15 protein-coding genes are annotated in these 16,991 nt (G+C 57.9%); all 15 read left to right on the top strand.

The annotated features are described in order from the left end of the window. The first annotated feature begins 50 nt into the window (after positions 1–50). The 15 genes from truA (at position 51) to cobA (ending at position 16,985) form a co-directional block, all read left to right on the top strand. Positions 51–959: a tRNA pseudouridine(38-40) synthase TruA gene (gene truA, locus AC5JQH_RS00370; protein WP_273156523.1), complete on the top strand. Its 909-nt coding sequence runs from the start codon at positions 51–53 to the stop codon at positions 957–959. Further along, the gene (locus AC5JQH_RS00365; RefSeq protein ID WP_008171748.1) at positions 956–1,585 is read left to right on the top strand and encodes a phosphoribosylanthranilate isomerase; all 630 of its coding nucleotides are present in this window, start codon (positions 956–958) and stop codon (positions 1,583–1,585) included. Before truA ends, AC5JQH_RS00365 begins: the two co-directional genes overlap by 4 nt. Next, positions 1,578–2,786: a tryptophan synthase subunit beta gene (gene trpB / locus AC5JQH_RS00360; RefSeq protein WP_430417211.1), complete on the top strand. Its 1,209-nt coding sequence runs from the start codon at positions 1,578–1,580 to the stop codon at positions 2,784–2,786. Before AC5JQH_RS00365 ends, trpB begins: the two co-directional genes overlap by 8 nt. 19 nt (positions 2,787–2,805) lie before the next feature. Then, complete coding sequence (gene trpA, locus AC5JQH_RS00355; protein WP_008171746.1) at positions 2,806–3,618, top strand: tryptophan synthase subunit alpha; 813 nt, start codon at positions 2,806–2,808, stop codon at positions 3,616–3,618. A gap of 46 nt (positions 3,619–3,664) precedes the next feature. Further along, positions 3,665–4,591 (top strand): acetyl-CoA carboxylase, carboxyltransferase subunit beta, encoded by a 927-nt coding sequence (gene accD, locus AC5JQH_RS00350; protein WP_008171745.1) that lies wholly within the window; start codon positions 3,665–3,667, stop codon positions 4,589–4,591. After that, entirely contained in the window at positions 4,575–5,897 is a 1,323-nt protein-coding gene (gene folC, locus AC5JQH_RS00345; protein WP_491713124.1) for a bifunctional tetrahydrofolate synthase/dihydrofolate synthase, read from the top strand. Before accD ends, folC begins: the two co-directional genes overlap by 17 nt. Before the next feature lie 123 nt (positions 5,898–6,020). Next, on the top strand, positions 6,021–6,692 hold the full coding sequence (locus AC5JQH_RS00340) for an SPOR domain-containing protein (RefSeq protein ID WP_008171743.1): 672 nt from the start codon (positions 6,021–6,023) through the stop codon (positions 6,690–6,692). A gap of 91 nt (positions 6,693–6,783) precedes the next feature. Beyond that, on the top strand, positions 6,784–7,353 hold the full coding sequence (locus AC5JQH_RS00335; protein ID WP_008171742.1) for a CvpA family protein: 570 nt from the start codon (positions 6,784–6,786) through the stop codon (positions 7,351–7,353). Between the two features lie 34 nt (positions 7,354–7,387). Beyond that, positions 7,388–8,914 carry an amidophosphoribosyltransferase gene (gene purF / locus AC5JQH_RS00330; RefSeq protein ID WP_493805128.1) on the top strand — a complete coding sequence of 509 codons (1,527 nt, stop codon included), beginning with the start codon at positions 7,388–7,390 and terminating at the stop codon, positions 8,912–8,914. A gap of 26 nt (positions 8,915–8,940) precedes the next feature. Then, positions 8,941–10,182 carry an O-succinylhomoserine sulfhydrylase gene (locus tag AC5JQH_RS00325; RefSeq protein WP_008171739.1) on the top strand — a complete coding sequence of 414 codons (1,242 nt, stop codon included), beginning with the start codon at positions 8,941–8,943 and terminating at the stop codon, positions 10,180–10,182. Positions 10,183–10,188: 6 nt separating this feature from the next. Next, positions 10,189–12,771 (top strand): DNA translocase FtsK, encoded by a 2,583-nt coding sequence (locus AC5JQH_RS00320; protein ID WP_053115365.1) that lies wholly within the window; start codon positions 10,189–10,191, stop codon positions 12,769–12,771. Between the two features lie 12 nt (positions 12,772–12,783). After that, complete coding sequence (gene lolA / locus AC5JQH_RS00315) at positions 12,784–13,431, top strand: outer membrane lipoprotein periplasmic chaperone LolA (RefSeq protein ID WP_008171735.1); 648 nt, start codon at positions 12,784–12,786, stop codon at positions 13,429–13,431. Beyond that, the gene (locus tag AC5JQH_RS00310) at positions 13,431–14,768 is read left to right on the top strand and encodes a replication-associated recombination protein A (RefSeq protein WP_053115364.1); all 1,338 of its coding nucleotides are present in this window, start codon (positions 13,431–13,433) and stop codon (positions 14,766–14,768) included. Before lolA ends, AC5JQH_RS00310 begins: the two co-directional genes overlap by 1 nt. An 88-nt stretch (positions 14,769–14,856) precedes the next feature. After that, positions 14,857–16,131, top strand: coding sequence for a serine--tRNA ligase (serS, locus tag AC5JQH_RS00305; RefSeq protein WP_008171730.1), 1,275 nt, complete (start codon positions 14,857–14,859; stop codon positions 16,129–16,131). Continuing rightward, on the top strand, positions 16,128–16,985 hold the full coding sequence (cobA, locus tag AC5JQH_RS00300; RefSeq protein ID WP_008171728.1) for a uroporphyrinogen-III C-methyltransferase: 858 nt from the start codon (positions 16,128–16,130) through the stop codon (positions 16,983–16,985). Before serS ends, cobA begins: the two co-directional genes overlap by 4 nt. The last annotated feature ends 6 nt before the right edge of the window (positions 16,986–16,991 follow it).

Raw genomic sequence — 16,991 nt, 5'->3', positions numbered from 1 at the left:
AATAAGGTCGGCGCTTTGTCTTTATAGAACCATTCTCTTCGGATTCGCACTTGTTTCTCGAGACTCAGCAGCTCTCCACCGATAACGCCGTAGGCGCGGGCCGCGTCGCACTTGCCTTCGAATATGATGGGCGTGGGTTTCACGGCTGGCAGCTCCAGAAATCCGGTGTTCGATCGGTGGAAGCGGAACTGACGGCAGCGGTGGCAAAGGTTGCGAACCATGCAGTTGATCTGGTGTGTGCGGGCCGTACCGATGCCGGGGTGCACGCCAGCTATCAAATCGCTCATTTCGACACTCCGTCTGTCCGTAACCTGCGCTCCTGGGTTATGGGTATAAACACGGCGCTGCCCGATGACATTTCCGTGCACTGGGCCGGAAACGGAGTCGGTGATTTCCACGCTCGATTTTCCGCGACCTATCGGCGTTATCGTTACATCATCTATAACCATCCAGTGCGTCCGGGTATACAGCGGGGCCAGGTAAGCTGGACCTTCCGCCCACTGGACGCAGATCGCATGCACAAGGCCGCGCAGGCATTGGCCGGAGAACATGATTTTTCCTCTTTCCGTGCGGCCGGGTGCCAGTCTCGAACACCGATTCGGTTTCTGGAGCGTATTTCGGTAACCCGGAAGCGGGATTTTGTCGTAATAGACGTGCAAGCCAACGCGTTTTTGCACCACATGGTCCGGAATATCGCCGGTGCCCTGATGGCGGTTGGTTCGGGAAAGCAGCGACCGGAGTGGATTCATGAGATACTGGTCGCCAGAGATCGGACAGCTGCAGGTGTAACAGCGCCTCCCCATGGTCTGTATCTGGTCGATGTGGGGTACCCGGACGAATTCGGGATTCCCGCTGTCGAGTGCGGCCCGGGCTTTCTGCGGCCCTGGTTCACTCGGGAAGAAAACAGTCCGTTCACCCCAACACACATCCATGTCAAACAGCGGGTTCCGAGCCAATGAGCGCAAGGGTCAAAATTTGCGGCCTTACCCGCCCCGAGGATATCGACGGGGCTGTTCAATTCGGCGCCGACGCCCTGGGCCTGGTTTTTTATGAGCCGAGTCCCCGGTCAGTGTCATTGGATCAGGCCGCCGAGTTGGTAAAGCGTGTTCCGGCGTTCATGTCGGTGGTCGGATTATTTGTTAATCCATCCAGGCAGGAAGTCGAGGCGGTTCTCGAGCGGGTGCCACTGGATTTGCTGCAGTTTCATGGCGACGAATCGGCGGATTTCTGTGCCAGTTTTGGTCGACGCTGGATCAAGGCCATCAGGGTCCGAGAGGCGGGGCAGATTGAAGCTGCCTTCGAGGAGTTTCACAATGCTTCCGGCCTGCTGGTCGACGCCTGGGATCCAGACCGGTATGGAGGCACAGGAAAATCGTTTAACTGGGATCTGATCCCTGACTACCGGCCGCTTCCGATCATATTGGCCGGGGGTTTGTCATCTGATAACGTATTTGCCGCTGTGAAACAGGTGAAACCCTGGGCTGTAGATGTCAGTGGCGGTGTTGAACAGGACAAAGGCATCAAGGATATCCAGAAAATTTCTCATTTTATTAAAGAGGTTCACCGTGTCTGTAAAACTGACTGAAGAAATGCTGAGCGCACTGCCGGACGCGCGGGGTCACTTCGGCGCCTTTGGTGGGCGATTTGTTTCCGAGACTCTGATGGATTCTCTGATGACGCTCGAGAAAGAATACGCCCGCCTGAAGAAGGATCCGGAATTCCAGGCGCGGTTCGACAAGGAACTGGCGGATTATGTTGGCCGGCCAACCCCCCTGTATTTCGCCGAGCGTCTCAGCCGTGAAACCGGCGGCGCCCAGATCTGGCTCAAGCGTGAAGATCTTTGTCACACCGGTGCCCATAAGGTGAACAACACGATCGGCCAGGCGCTGCTTGCCAGTTTCCTCGGTAAAAAGCGGATCATTGCCGAAACCGGTGCGGGTCAGCATGGCGTTGCCACTGCGACTGTTTGCGCTCGTCTCGGTCTTGAATGCCATGTGTTCATGGGCGCGGAGGATGTCCAGCGACAGTCCCTGAACGTGTTCCGGATGAAGCTTCTGGGCGCGACGGTACATGCCGTTCAGGGTGGCACCAAAACCCTCAAGGATGCCATGAACGATGCGATGCGTGACTGGGTGGCTCACGTGGACGACACCTTCTATATCATTGGTACCGTTGCGGGGCCGCATCCATATCCGCTGCTGGTCCGGGATTTCCAGTCGGTAATCGGTCGGGAAACCCGTCGTCAGGCGCTGGAGAAAACCGGCAAGTTGCCGGATGCCCTGGTCGCTTGTGTGGGTGGTGGTTCCAACGCCATTGGCATGTTCTATCCGTTCCTTTCTGACGAATCGGTACAGCTTTACGGTGTCGAGGCTGGCGGCCTGGGCATTGAGACCGGCAAACACGCGGCACCACTCTGTGCCGGTCGTCCTGGCGTGCTTCACGGTAACCGCACCTACCTGATGGAGGACGAAAATGGCCAGATCGCAGGTACGCATTCGGTGAGTGCCGGCCTGGACTATCCAGGGGTGGGTCCAGAGCACAGCTGGTTGAAGGACATTGGCCGTGCCAATTATGTGTCCGTTACCGATGACGAAGCGATGGAAGGGTTCCGGAAATTGACCCGCGTCGAGGGCATTATGCCCGCGCTGGAAACGGCTCACGCTGTCGCTTATGCCATCAAACTGGCGGCGACCATGGACAAAGACCAGACCGTTGTCATTAACGTTTCCGGGCGTGGCGACAAGGACATTAACACGGTTGCCAAGCTTGAAGGCATCGAGATCTGAAGAATTAACAGGAGCAGGCATGAGCCGAATTGAAGGGGTCCTCAAGGCCCTGAAAGGACAAGGTCGTAAGGCACTTATTCCCTATATTACTGCCGGTGACCCGCATCCCGATGTCACGGTAGATCTGATGCACACGCTGGTTGAGGCGGGGGCAGATATTATCGAGCTGGGGGTGCCGTTCTCTGACCCCATGGCAGACGGCCCGGTAATCCAGCTTGCCTGTGAGCGGGCCCTGGTGCACGGTACCTCGCTGAGGCAGGTGATTGCCATGGTCAAGGAGTTCCGGAAGTCAGACGACGCAACTCCGGTGGTTTTGATGGGCTACCTGAACCCGATGGAAGCCATGGGCTACGAGCGTTTTGCGGATGCTGCCAAGGATGCTGGCGTCGACGGCATTCTGACCGTTGACTTGCCACCGGAAGAGGCCGACGAGGTTGCTCCGCTGTTCACCCAGCGAAATCTCGACGCCATCTTCCTGCTTTCACCAACCACGACCGATGACCGGATCCGGGCAATCAGTGAGCACTCCTCCGGTTATGTGTACTATGTTTCTATCAAGGGTGTGACGGGATCGGCCACCATCAACGTGGAAGAGGTAGCTGCCAAGGTGAATCATATTCACGAACTGACAGCTCTCCCGGTGGGTGTTGGTTTCGGTATTCGTGATGCGGAAACTGCCGCGGCGGTCGGTCGGGTATCCGATGGTGTAATTGTTGGCAGCGTCCTGGTCGATACAATAGCCAGAAATCAGGCAGATACCGACCAGCTCAAGCGGGCATTGACGGATCTGCTCCACCCGATGCGTGAAGCACTGGACAGTCTCGCCTCCTGAATGAAGGGGAGGAAGGCAAACAGGCGTCAAAGGACAGGATGAGACCATGAGTAACTGGCTGGACAAGATAATGCCGAGCAAGATTCGCTCGGAGTCGAAACAGAGAACGGGCGTTCCGGAGGGGTTGTGGAAGAAATGCCCCAAATGCGGTGCCTTTCTCTACAAGCCGGAACTTGAGAAAAACCTGGATGTTTGCCCCAAATGCAACCACCACCTGAGGGTGACTGCGCGTCGGCGCCTCGAAATTTTTCTTGATCCAGAGGGTCGTGAAGAAGTTGCCGCTGAGCTTGAGCCTTGGGACCGATTGAAGTTCAAGGATAGTAAGCGCTACAAAGATCGTTTGTCCCAGGCGCAGAAAGCCACTGGGGAAAAGGATGCCCTCGTAGCAATGAAAGGCACGACGCTCGGGGTTCCTTTAGTTGCCTGCGCGTTCGAATTTGGATTCCTTGGTGGCTCTATGGGGCAAGTGGTCGGGGAGAAGTTTGTCCAGGCCGCAAATGTTGCTCTCAAGGAGCGTATCCCGTTGGTCTGCTTCTCAGCCAGCGGCGGCGCCCGCATGCAGGAAGCGATCCTGTCGTTGATGCAGATGTCGAAGACAGCCGCTGTGCTTGAGAGGATGAAAGTTGAGGGTATTCCCTATATCTCTGTGATGACGGACCCCGTCTTCGGTGGCGTGTCCGCCAGTCTGGCCATGCTGGGGGACCTTAACATTGCAGAGCCAAACGCATTGATCGGCTTCGCCGGCCCCCGGGTTATCGAACAGACGGTTCGTGAAAAACTGCCGGAAGGTTTCCAACGCAGTGAGTTCCTGCTTGAGCACGGCGCGATTGACATGATTCTCCATCGCCACCAGATGCGCGAACGCATTGCTCATGTGCTCGCCAAGTTTACCGGCCAGGAGCGCCCGGGAACCGAAGACCCGATCGAGTTTGAAGTCTCGGAGAAGCCCGAAACCGATGCCCCTGCTGAGTAACCCTGCAGACCAGCCCCCGGCATCGCCGGGGGCTGGTGCCACCGTCGATCAGTGGCTTACCTACCTGGAAGCGATACACCCTACAGAGATTGATCTCGGCCTGGACCGGGTCCTCGTGGTCCTGCGGCGGTTGTTCCGACGAAAGCCGTCCGCCCGGATCATCACTGTGGCTGGCACTAACGGCAAAGGCAGCGCGGTTGCTACTGTTGAGGCGCTTTTGCGCGCGGCTGGCCGCCGGACTGGCGCCTACACCTCGCCCCATCTACAACGCTATAACGAACGTCTGCGTCTTAATGGTGAGGATATCTCCGACGACGCGCTTATCAGTGCATTCGAAGCCGTCGAAGAAGCACGCGGCAATGTCTCTCTTACCTATTTTGAATTCGGAACCCTTGCCGCTTTCGTGGCCTTTGCCGGTGCGGGCCTCGACGACTGGGTGCTGGAGGTTGGCCTGGGTGGGCGGCTGGATGCTGTCAATGTCCTGGACGCGGATTTTGCCATCCTGACATCGGTGGACATCGATCATGTTGCCTTCCTTGGCGACAATCGCGAAGTCATCGGGTTTGAAAAGGCCGGTGTCCTTAGGCCGGGCATCCCCTCGGTCTATGCCGATTCCGATCCGCCACGTTCGGTGCTCCAGCAGGCCACTGCGCAGAAAGTCGAACTGGCTCTGCTGGGGCGTGATTATGAGCTAGTGACTGAGCAGCAAGCAGGCGATGATGCTCCGGCGGTAGAGCTTCGCCATAAAGGCCGGGCGATTCGTCTGCCCGCCGGTCCATTGCCGATCAAAAGCGTGGCAGCCGCCGTGGTTGCCATACGCGAGCTTGAACCGAACCTGCCGGTACCAGTCATTGAGCAGGTGCTTTCAGGTCTGAGTGTACCCGGGCGTTTCGAGCGTGTTGGTTCCGCACCGGATATCTTCCTGGATGTTGGCCATAACCCTCATGCTGCCGGTTGGTTGTCTGGTCAGCTGAGTCAACTAAAATCCCCGGGCAGACGGGTGCATGGTGTTTATGGCGCCCTGGCGGACAAAGACGTGGCAGGTGTGGGCAGAGCCATGGTTGATGTGGTCGATGCCTGGTATCTGGCCGGTCTCAAGGTACCAAGAGGCCTGTCCGGTCAAGACCTGCAAGCAAGACTGTCCGATTCAGGGATCCAGGCGACGGCTTTTGAATCCGTGCGGGAGGGCTTGGTTTCAGCATTGGCCGTGGCTGACCCGAACGATCTTGTGGTTGTGTTCGGTTCTTTCTTCACGGTCGCTGAAGCACGCGAGATTCTGCTCGCTGGCAAGGTAGCCGGAAGCTAGGCAGGCCGCCTTAAACTTTGTCCATGGCCGTGCCTGACACTTTGAGTTCCGCTTGCCGGCCAGTTAGTATCTGCGCATGGGTGCCCGTCGGGGCGCAGTCATAACAGTTGGGAGCCTAGCAACGTGGATGGACTGAAACAGAGAATAATCGGGGCGCTGGTACTTGTTTCCCTGGCGGTTATCTTTGTTCCCATGCTTTTTGATGAGCCTCATTCCGAGCGCACGTCCACAACCATCAAGATTCCGGAAGAGCCGCCTTTCCCTGAAGTGGAAGCGCCCGAATCGGAATTGGCGCCGGCGCCGTCTTACGGTCTTGAGTCCAGCGATAGCGGCCTGGCAGCACCCTCAAGCGCGCAAGAAGCAGGGGATTCCCCGGGTTATCGTATCCTCGAAGAGGCGCCTGGCCAGGATGAGATGCAGGACGTAACCGATTCGTCCGATGCTGCCCAGCCCGAGAGCGGCAACGCTCAGGAATCCACCAATGAGCCGGCTCAGACATCTGAACAGACCTCGGAGAATGCTGCCACAGAAGCTGCAGAGTATGAGCGGTCGCTGGATGGCGCCTGGGTGGTGCAGTTGGGCAGCTTTGGCAATGCCGACAACGCCCGACGCTTGAGAGATCAGGTCCGGGAAAAGGGCTATGGCTCGCATCTTCAGGAGGTTGTCCGCGGCGACACAACGCTGACAAGGGTCTTCAGCGGGCCCTTTGCGTCAAAAACCGAGGCCGAATCCGCCAAAAGGGCTCTGGACGATGCCTTTGGTCTTAACAGTCTGGTGACCTCCGGCGAAAAATAACGCCCGGGGTCCGGTTTATGTGTGTCTTGCGGTTTGGCGAACCGGGGTTTCCTGATAGAATTCGCGCTTCCTTTTCTCCACCGGGTTTTCAATGGAAGCGCTGATCTGGATTGACTGGGTCATTATCGCCCTGATTACAGTTTCCACCCTCATCAGTCTGAAACGGGGTTTTGTACGGGAAGCCCTCTCGCTGGTGACCTGGGTGGGCGCGTTTATCCTGGCCAGAACCTTCCACCCCCAGATGCAGTCCCTGCTGGAGAGCACGGTTGAAACACCGCTTGTCCGGCTGATTGCTGCTTTTGCCATACTTTTCTTTGGAACGCTCATCGTCGGTGCCATCATCAACAACATGATCGGTCATCTGATTCGGGCCACCGGCTTGTCGGCCACCGATCGGGTGCTTGGAATGGGTTTTGGCCTTTTGCGGGGCGTGGTGGTGGTGATCGTTGCGATTGCATTTACCCGTTACACACCGCTGGCCCAGGATACCTGGTGGCGAACCTCGATCATTATCGATCGCCTGGCGGTGGTTGAAGACTGGTCCAGACGGACCCTGGGCGATGAATTTGCGCGCTTTCTTGGGCCTGCGCCTGAAAACGCGCCGGAACCGGATTCCGTTACAGAGCAGGAAGGCGTGGAACCCGCGTCCGTGTCCCGCTAACATTCAGTTTTAACACTCGGAGATACACTTATCCATGTGTGGCATTGTCGGCATCGTCAGTACTTCCAACGTCAATCAGTCGCTCTATGATGCGCTGACTGTACTTCAGCACCGGGGCCAGGACGCGGCGGGCATTGTGACATTTCAGGATGAACGGTTTTTCCTCCGCAAGGACAATGGCCTGGTACGGGATGTTTTCCATACCCGTCATATGCGTCGTCTGGTGGGCAACGTGGGTATAGGCCACGTGCGCTATCCGACTGCTGGCAGTTCCAGCTCCGCCGAAGCCCAGCCGTTCTATGTGAACAGCCCGTATGGCATTACCCTGGCTCACAACGGCAACCTGACCAATGCTGATGATCTCAGCAAGGACCTGTTCCGGACCGATCTGCGCCACATCAACACGAACTCCGACTCGGAAGTGCTGTTGAACGTGTTCGCCCATGAATTGCAGAAGCTTGGCAAGCTGGACCCGACCAAGGATGAGATCTTTTTTGCGGTCAGCGCGGTTCATAAACGCTGTCGGGGTGCCTACGCCGTCATTGCAATGATTACCGGCTATGGCATTGTTGGCTTCCGGGACCCGAATGGTATCCGGCCTGCCTGCTACGGCGAACGCACCGATGAGAATGGCCGCAAGGAATACATGATTGCCTCTGAAAGCGTTGCCCTGAACGCAGCGGGCTACACCCTCGTGCGCGATATTGCCCCGGGCGAGGCGGTCTATATCGAAACTGACGGTACCCTCTACACCCGCCAGTGCGCCGACCAGCCGCATCTGTACCCGTGCATTTTCGAACACGTGTATTTCGCCCGGCCTGACTCCATCATAGACAAGGTGTCCGTTTACAAGGCTCGCCTGCGCATGGGCGAAACCCTCGCGGAGAAAGTGCTCCGCGAGACACCGGATCACGATATCGACGTTGTCATGCCGATTCCGGACACCAGCCGAACGTCGGCCATGCAGATGGCGCATCGTCTGGGGGTGAAATTCCGTGAAGGCTTTATCAAAAACCGCTACATCGGCCGGACATTCATCATGCCGGGCCAGAAAATGCGCAAGAAATCGGTCCGACAGAAGCTTAACCCGATCGATCTGGAGTTTCGTGGCAAAAACGTGATGCTGGTGGATGATTCCATCGTTCGCGGTACCACCTGCAAGGAAATCGTCCAGATGGCTCGGGATGCCGGTGCCCGTAAGGTCTATTTTGCGTCTGCGGCGCCTCCAGTTCGCTACCCGAACGTGTATGGTATCGACATGCCCTCCGCCAGTGAGCTGATTGCCCACGGGCGCACCGTAGAGCAAATCCGGGAACTGATTGGTGCCGACTGGCTGCTCTATCAGGATCTGGAGGACCTTATAACCTGCGTCAGTGAAGTGAACGATGACATTGAGGGATGGGAGTGCTCGGTATTCACTGGCGATTATGTGACCGGTGATGTCGATGAAGCGTATCTGAGCCGCATTGACGGCTTGCGCAATGACGAAAAGCGATCCGAAAGTGCCGGTGGTGCTGACGGGGACAATGGCATTATCGACTTGCATAACGACGAAGACTGAACGCCGCTTTCAGGCAGGAGATGTAGATGACTTTTCGCCGCGAAGAAACTGTCTGGATCCCGGAGTCCGACCTGGACGGGATGTCCGTGGACACCCTGGCCGTGAGGGCAGGGCAGATCCGCACCGGGCAGCTTGAGCACAGCGACGCGATATTCCCCACGTCCAGCTTCGTTTATGGCAGCGCGGCCCAGGCGGCGGCGCGATTTGGCGGCGAAGAGCCCGGAAACATCTACTCCAGGTTTACCAACCCTACGGTCCAGGCGTTTGAAGGTCGGATCGCGGCCATGGAAGGCGGTGAACGTGCCGTCGCCACCGCATCCGGTATGTCTGCGATCCTGAGCACCTGCATGGCGCTACTGAAGAGCGGCGATCATGTGATCTGCTCCCGGGGTGTGTTCGGCACCACCAACGTGTTGTTCCAGAAATACATGGCACGTTTCGGGGTGGAAACCACGTTTGTCAGTCTGACGGATATGGAAGAGTGGCAGGCTTCGATCCGTCCCGAAACCCGGATGCTGTTTATTGAAACGCCGTCCAATCCGCTGTGCGAAGTGGCCGATATGGAGATCCTGGGGCAGCTGGCAAGAGACAACGACGCCCTGTTCGTAGTCGATAACTGCTTCTGCACGCCGGTGCTCCAGCGCCCGCTGGAGCAGGGCGCAGACATCGTGATTCACTCGGCGACCAAATATCTGGATGGTCAGGGTCGCTGCGTGGGAGGCGTCGTGGTCGGATCAGAGAAGATGATGGAAGAGGTCTATGGCTTCCTTCGTTCGGCCGGCCCCACCATGAGCCCCTTCAACGCCTGGGTGTTTCAGAAGGGCCTGGAAACCTTACCAATTCGTATGCGCGCCCACTGTGACAATGCGTTAGAGTTGGCCCTGTGGCTGGAGCAACAGCCGGCAGTTGAACGTGTTTTCTATGCCGGGCTCCAGAGTCATCCGCAACATGAGCTGGCGAAAAAGCAGCAGACCGGATTTGGTGGTGTGCTGTCGTTCCAGCTCAAGGGTGCGCGGGAGGAGGCATGGCGCTTCATCGATGGCACCCGGATGATCTCCATCACCGCAAACCTCGGTGACGTCAAGACCACGATCACCCACCCGGCCACAACCACTCACGGGCGACTATCCCCGGAGGATAAGGCGCGGGCCGGGATCACGGAGAATCTGGTACGGATTTCCGTGGGGATCGAAGCCGTAGAAGACCTGAAAACCGATCTTGAACGCGGCTTTCAGGCGCTTCGGAACGAAAGCACCGATAACGTCTGAGCATTCATGGCCGAATCTGCAAAAGCGAAGAAAGCACCACAGGAACTGACAGAGAAGCAGCAGCGCTTTCGCCGGCTGGCCGCCCAGGGCGCTCGCGAAGGCGCCGTCATCGCGCTTATTGCCCTTTGCATCTACCTTTCCATGGCACTGGTTACCTTTAGCCCGTCAGATCCGGGCTGGGCCAGTATCGGTCATGACACCAGCGTGCAGAATTATGCGGGCCGCACTGGTGCCTGGCTCGCCAGCCTTTTCATGGATTTCTTCGGCCACGTTGCCTATCTGTTCCCGGTCATGATTGCGGGATACGCGTTGATGCTCATCCGTCGGCGTAACGATTCCCTGGATCTGCACTGGCCACTCTTCATGATGCGCTTCGGTGGCTTCTTGCTGATTCTTCTCTCGGCAACCAGTCTGTTGTCACTGTATTCCGTGTTTGGTCTGGGGGCGTCCTCGGGCGGAGTCCTTGGAACGGCTGTTGCCGACGCTATGGTGCGGTTTTTCAACCTGCCGGCAACAACCCTGCTGCTGATTGCCATTTTCCTGTTCGCGTTAACGGTTACTACCGGTCTCTCCTGGTTCTGGCTGATGGATCAGGTGGGCGGTTTGACTCTCAGAACGGGCCTTGCCATCAAAGGCCTTTTCAAAGGCAAGCCCAAGTCGGAAAAGCCAGAGCCCAAAGCAGAACCGAAAGCTGAGCCACCTGTGGTCAAGGACCGTGTGCCGGCCATGGACAGCAAACGGCAAAAAGCAGATGCCGACAAACCATGCTGGTGGCAACGGATTCCAGGCTTTGGGCCGAAGAAGCCAAAAGCCCCGAAGCCCGAGTCGAAGCCAGAAACCGGTCGAAAAGAGCCCGCGTTGGATGGTCTCTCTGCCGAAGTTGACCCGGAACCTGCAAGGCTCGAAAGCTTCAGTTCACGGGATGAGGCTCCTGTCGCTAACGGGAAACCCGCCAAACCCGAGGCATCTCCTCAGTCTGCCGGACGGTCGCTGAAGATTTCGCCCTTCAAGAAGGACGAACAGCCGACCCAGTCCAAAGACAAGGGCAACAAGCAGCCTTCATTGCTGGAAGATATTGAAAGCCCGATTCCACCGATTTCTCTTCTGGACCCGCCGGAGGAGCATAAGGAAAGAGGCTACTCCGAAGAATCCCTGGAACATATGTCACGGCTGCTAGAGGAAAAGCTGGGGGATTTCGGGGTATCCGTTGAAGTAGTCGAGGTCAATCCCGGCCCGGTCATTACCCGGTTTGAGATCAAGCCGGCTCCAGGTGTGAAGGTCAGCAAGATTTCCAACCTCGCAAAGGACCTGGCCCGCTCACTGGCGGTACTGAGCGTTCGGGTAGTCGAGGTGATTCCTGGAAAGTCTGTGGTCGGTATCGAGATTCCCAACGAAGAACGGGAAATGGTCCGGCTCAGTGAAGTGCTTGGCGCGCGGGTGTTTCAGGAGTCGAACTCACCGCTGACCCTGGCACTGGGTAACGACATTGGCGGCAACCCGATGGTTGCCAATCTCTCCAAAATGCCGCACCTGCTGGTGGCGGGCACCACCGGTTCCGGTAAATCGGTCGGCGTCAATGCCATGCTGCTCAGCATGCTGCTGAAGGCAGGCCCGGAAGAGGTCCGCTTTATCATGGTGGACCCCAAGATGCTTGAACTGAGCATCTACGACGGCATTCCGCACCTGCTGGCGCCGGTGGTCACCGACATGAAGGAGGCGGCCAACGCACTACGCTGGTGTGTCGCTGAAATGGAGCGCCGGTACAAGCTCATGGCCAGCCTCGGGGTCCGTAACCTGGCGGGCTACAACCGCAAGATCAAAGACGCCAGGGCCGCCGGTGAACCATTGCTGGACCCGTTCTGGAAGCCGGACGAATACCTTGCCAACGACGAGCAGGAGCGCCCCGAGCTGGACACTCTTCCCTTCATCGTCGTGGTGATTGATGAATTCGCCGACATGATGATGATCGTCGGCAAGAAAGTTGAGGAACTGATTGCCCGGATCGCGCAAAAGGCGCGGGCGGCCGGTATTCACTTGATCCTTGCCACCCAGCGGCCATCGGTGGATGTAATCACCGGCCTGATCAAGGCCAACATTCCGACCCGGATGTCGTTCCAGGTCTCGTCCAAGATCGATTCGCGTACGGTGCTGGATCAGGGTGGTGCCGAGCAGCTCCTGGGGCATGGTGACATGCTTTACCTGCCACCGGGTTCGGGCCTGCCGGTTCGGGTGCATGGGGCTTTTGTGGATGACGACGAAGTCCATCGCGTGGTCAGTGCCTGGAAAGCCCGGGGCGAGCCCGTGTATGTAGACGATGTTCTCAATGGCGCCGAAGGCGAGAGCCTGCCGGGCGTTCCCAACCTCTCGGAAGGAGGCGGGGATAGTGAAGTGGATGCCCTTTACGACGAGGCCGTTGCCTTCGTCACGGAAGGGCGCCGTGTTTCGATTTCCTCGGTACAGCGAAAATTCAAGATCGGGTACAACCGGGCAGCGAACCTGGTTGATGCCATGGAAGCATCCGGCGTGGTAAGCGCCGCAGGCCACAACGGGGCACGTGAAGTTCTGGCTCCGCCGCCACCCAGAGATTAGGAGTAACAAGCAATGGGACGATCTTTTGTGAAATGCCTGGCCACCCTGGTCATGGCGGTGTTTATTGCCGGCCCTCTGAGTGCGAGTGAGGGCAGCGACAGCGCGAACGAGTTGGCCTCGTTGCTGAAGGGCTACGAGTCCTACCAGGCGGATTTTATCCAGATTGTTGTTAACGAGAATGGCAACAAGGTTCAGGAAACCCGTGGCTCCCTGAAGGCCAAGCGCCCCGGGCTGTTCTACTGGGAGACCAGTGCGCCTTTGTCGCAGTTTATTGTCAGTAATGGCGAAACCGTGGAGGTTTACGATCCGGACCTGGAACAGGTCACGATCCACAATCTCGACGATCGAGTGCAATCCACACCCGCGCTTTTACTGAGCGGTGAGGTGGATAATCTGGAGGATACCTACAGGGTGTCCGGTCGCCAGATAGGCGACAACACCCGTGAATTTACTCTGGAGCCAAGAAGCCCGGACTCCCTCTTTACGTCCCTCAGGCTGACGTTCTTCAAGGGTGAGCTCCAGGAGATGCGTATGCAGGATTCCCTGGCACAGCTCAGCGTACTGAGTTTCGACCGGATCAGGCTGAACGAACCGGTTGAAGCGGGTGCGTTCACCCTCGACTATCCGGAGGGTGTGGATATTATCCGGGACGGGGCCTGATGCAGGACAGTCTGTTCGCGGAATCCGCGGGTTTTCGGCCGCTGGCCGCGAGAATGCGGCCGGCAAGCCTGAATGACTATGTGGGCCAGGCTCATCTGGTCGGGCCCGGCAAACCGCTGCGGCGCGCTGTTGAGCAGGGCCAGCTTCACTCGATGATCCTCTGGGGCCCTCCCGGAGTCGGTAAAACCACCTTCGCCCAACTACTGGCCAATGTCAGCGATCTCAGTTTCGAGACGGTTTCGGCCGTACTGAGCGGTGTGAAAGAGATCCGGGCCGTTGTTGAGCGGGCACGTAATCGCAAGCAGTCACAGGGTCGGGACACTCTGTTGTTCGTGGATGAGGTTCACCGCTTCAACAAAAGCCAGCAGGACGCGTTTCTCCCCCACATTGAAGACGGTACCTTCATCTTCGTAGGTGCGACCACTGAGAATCCCTCTTTTGAGCTGAACAGTGCGTTGCTTTCCAGAACACGTGTCTACGTGCTCAAGAACCTTGAGGAAGAGGACATCCTTCAGCTGCTACGCCGCGCGCTGACAGTTGATGAGGGATTTGGCGGACGCCTGCGAGTTGATGAAGACGTGCTGACCCTGATGGCGGCAGCCTCTGGTGGCGATGCCCGCCGTGCTCTCAATATCCTGGAAGTGGCGGCTGACCTGTCAGAGCCGGATGAGGCCGGCACGGATCGGGTAACGGCGGATCAGCTTGAGCAGGTCATGCAGACCAGCCTCCGCCGGTTCGACAAGGGCGGTGACGTATTCTACGACCAGATCTCAGCGTTGCATAAATCCGTTCGCGGATCAGATCCGGACGGCTCGCTGTATTGGCTGTGCCGGATGCTCGATGGCGGCTGTGATCCTCTTTATGTCGCCCGGCGTCTAGTGCGAATTGCCAGTGAAGACATTGGTAACGCCGATCCCCGTGCTCTGCAACTCAGCATGGAAGCCTGGGACGCTCAGGAGCGGTTGGGATCTCCGGAAGGGGAGCTGGCACTAGCCCAGGCAGTGACCTACCTGGCCATGGCGCCCAAGAGCAATGCGGTTTACAACGCCTTCAACAGGTGCATGGCGGACATCCGCCAGGATCCGGACTACGAAGTCCCGGTGCACCTGCGCAATGCGCCCACCAAGCTGATGAAGAGCATGGGCCATGGGGATACTTATCGGTACGCTCATGATGAACCCGAAGCCTTCGCCGCCGGGGAGTCCTACCTGCCCGAGGCCATTCATGAGCGCCGCTACTACGAGCCCGTAAACCGCGGTCTCGAGATAAAACTGGCTGAAAAACGCCAGCGTCTGGATTCCCGCAACGCCGAAAGCCCCCGCAAACGCTACACCTGAGCCTTTTTTCGGCGGTAGCCACGAGCGCCAGTGCAGGTATAATGGCCAGTCATTCAAAACATCGCTAACCGGAAGATTCAGGATAATCATGCTCGATCCCAAACGTGTCCGCACCCAGACAGAAGAGATCGCCCGTCGGCTGACCATCAAGAATTTCGAATTCGATACCGCCACCTTCGAGCAGCTTGAGGAACGCCGCCGTGCCCTTCAGGTGAGCACGGAAAACCTGCAGAGCGAGCAGAACAAGCGGTCGAAGTCGATCGGCAAGGCCAAGGCTGCCGGCGAGGACATCCAGCCGCTGTTGGACGAGGTGGAAGACCTGAAGAAACAGAAGTCTGAAGCCGAAGACGAGCTCCGCACTCTCCAGGAGGAGCTCAACGCCTTCCTGGCCGGTATCCCGAATCTCCCGGATGAAGATGTACCAGCCGGCGAGAGTGAAGACGATAACGTTCAGATTCGCACCTGGGGCACGCCCAGGAGCTTTGATTTCGAGCCCAGGGACCACGTTGCCCTGGGTGAGAGTCTGAAAGGCCTGGACTTCGAGACCGCGACCCGCCTGGCCCATTCGCGCTTTGCCGTCATGCGTGGCCCGGTGGCACGGCTGCACAGGGCTCTGGCCCAGTTCATGCTGGATCTGCACACACAGGAACATGGCTACCTGGAGACCTACGTACCATATCTGGTTAATGCCGATAGCCTTTACGGAACAGGCCAACTGCCGAAGTTTGAGGAAGACCTGTTCAAAACGGAAGGCGAGCATCCGCTGTACCTGATTCCCACTGCGGAAGTGCCTGCCACCAACCTGGTATCGGATTCTATTCTTGATGCCGCTGAGCTGCCGCTGCAGATGGTTTGCCACACGCCATGCTTCCGCAGTGAAGCGGGTTCTTACGGCCGGGATACTCGCGGCATGATCCGTCAGCACCAGTTCGACAAAGTGGAGCTGGTACAGGTGGTTCGTCCGGAGGATTCAGATGCCGCGCTGGAAGCCCTGACTGGCCATGCCGAAAAGGTGCTGCAGTTGCTGGAGCTGCCTTACCGCGTGGTTGCACTCTGTGGAGGCGACATGGGCTTTTCGGCGGCCAAGACCTATGACCTGGAAGTCTGGCTGCCGGGGCAGGACAAGTTCCGTGAAATCTCTTCCTGCTCCAATACCCGTGATTTCCAGGCACGCCGCATGCATGCCCGTTGGCGTAACCCGGAAACCGGAAAGCCCGAACCCGTCCACACCCTGAACGGTTCGGGGCTTGCCGTTGGTCGTGCACTGATTGCGGTCATGGAGAATTACCAGCAGGCTGACGGCAGCATTGTGGTTCCGGAGGTTCTCAAGCCGTATATGGGAGGCGTCGACAGAATCCAATGAGTGATCAGCCAGATAACGCACCAGGGAAGGGCGTTGGTGCAACCCCTGCACCAGTAAGGTACAGGGTTAATCCGGTAACTTCGAACCCGAACACATCCGCGGGTGAGGTTGCCCTGGTCGGGGCCGGGCCAGGAGACCCTGAACTGCTGACACTCAAGGCCTGGAGGTTGATTACTTCTGCCGAGGTCGTGCTCTACGATCGTCTGGTTTCCCCGGAAATACTGGCCATGATCCCGGACACCGCCGAGATGGTTCACGTTGGCAAGCAGCGGGCCAACCACACCTTGCCCCAGGATCAGATCAATCAGCGACTGGTGGATCTGGCCAGACAGGGGCGAAAAGTGGTTCGTCTCAAGGGTGGTGATCCGTTTATCTTCGGTCGCGGTGGCGAAGAGATTGAAACCCTCGCCGATGCCGGCGTCCGATTTCAGGTTGTGCCGGGTATAACCGCCGCGTCCGGCTGCGCGGCCTACGCCGGAATCCCACTCACCCATCGGGATTATGCCCAGTCAGTCCGGTTCGTGACCGGCCATCTGAAGAATGATACCTGCGATCTACCCTGGAAGGACTTTGTCCAGAACAACCAGACCCTGGTGTTCTACATGGGGCTGGTTGGCCTGCCGATTATCTGCCGGCAGTTGGTCGCCCACGGTATGTCCCAGGAAATGCCCGTGGCGTTGGTCTCGAAGGGGACAACGAGGGATCAGCGCGTGGTTACAGGGAATCTCTGCAACATCGTTGAAAGAGTAGAGGCGGAAGCGGTCCAGCCGCCAACACTGGTTATTATCGGCCAAGTAGTCGCGCTGAGAGAAAGGCTGGACTGGATAGGTGGGGTTATGACAACGGGGAGCTGAGGCTCC

The organism is Marinobacter sp. H13, assembly GCF_059072335.1.
The sequence above is the reverse complement of the archived record's forward strand: the minus strand, read 5'-3'. Positions and strand labels throughout refer to the sequence as shown.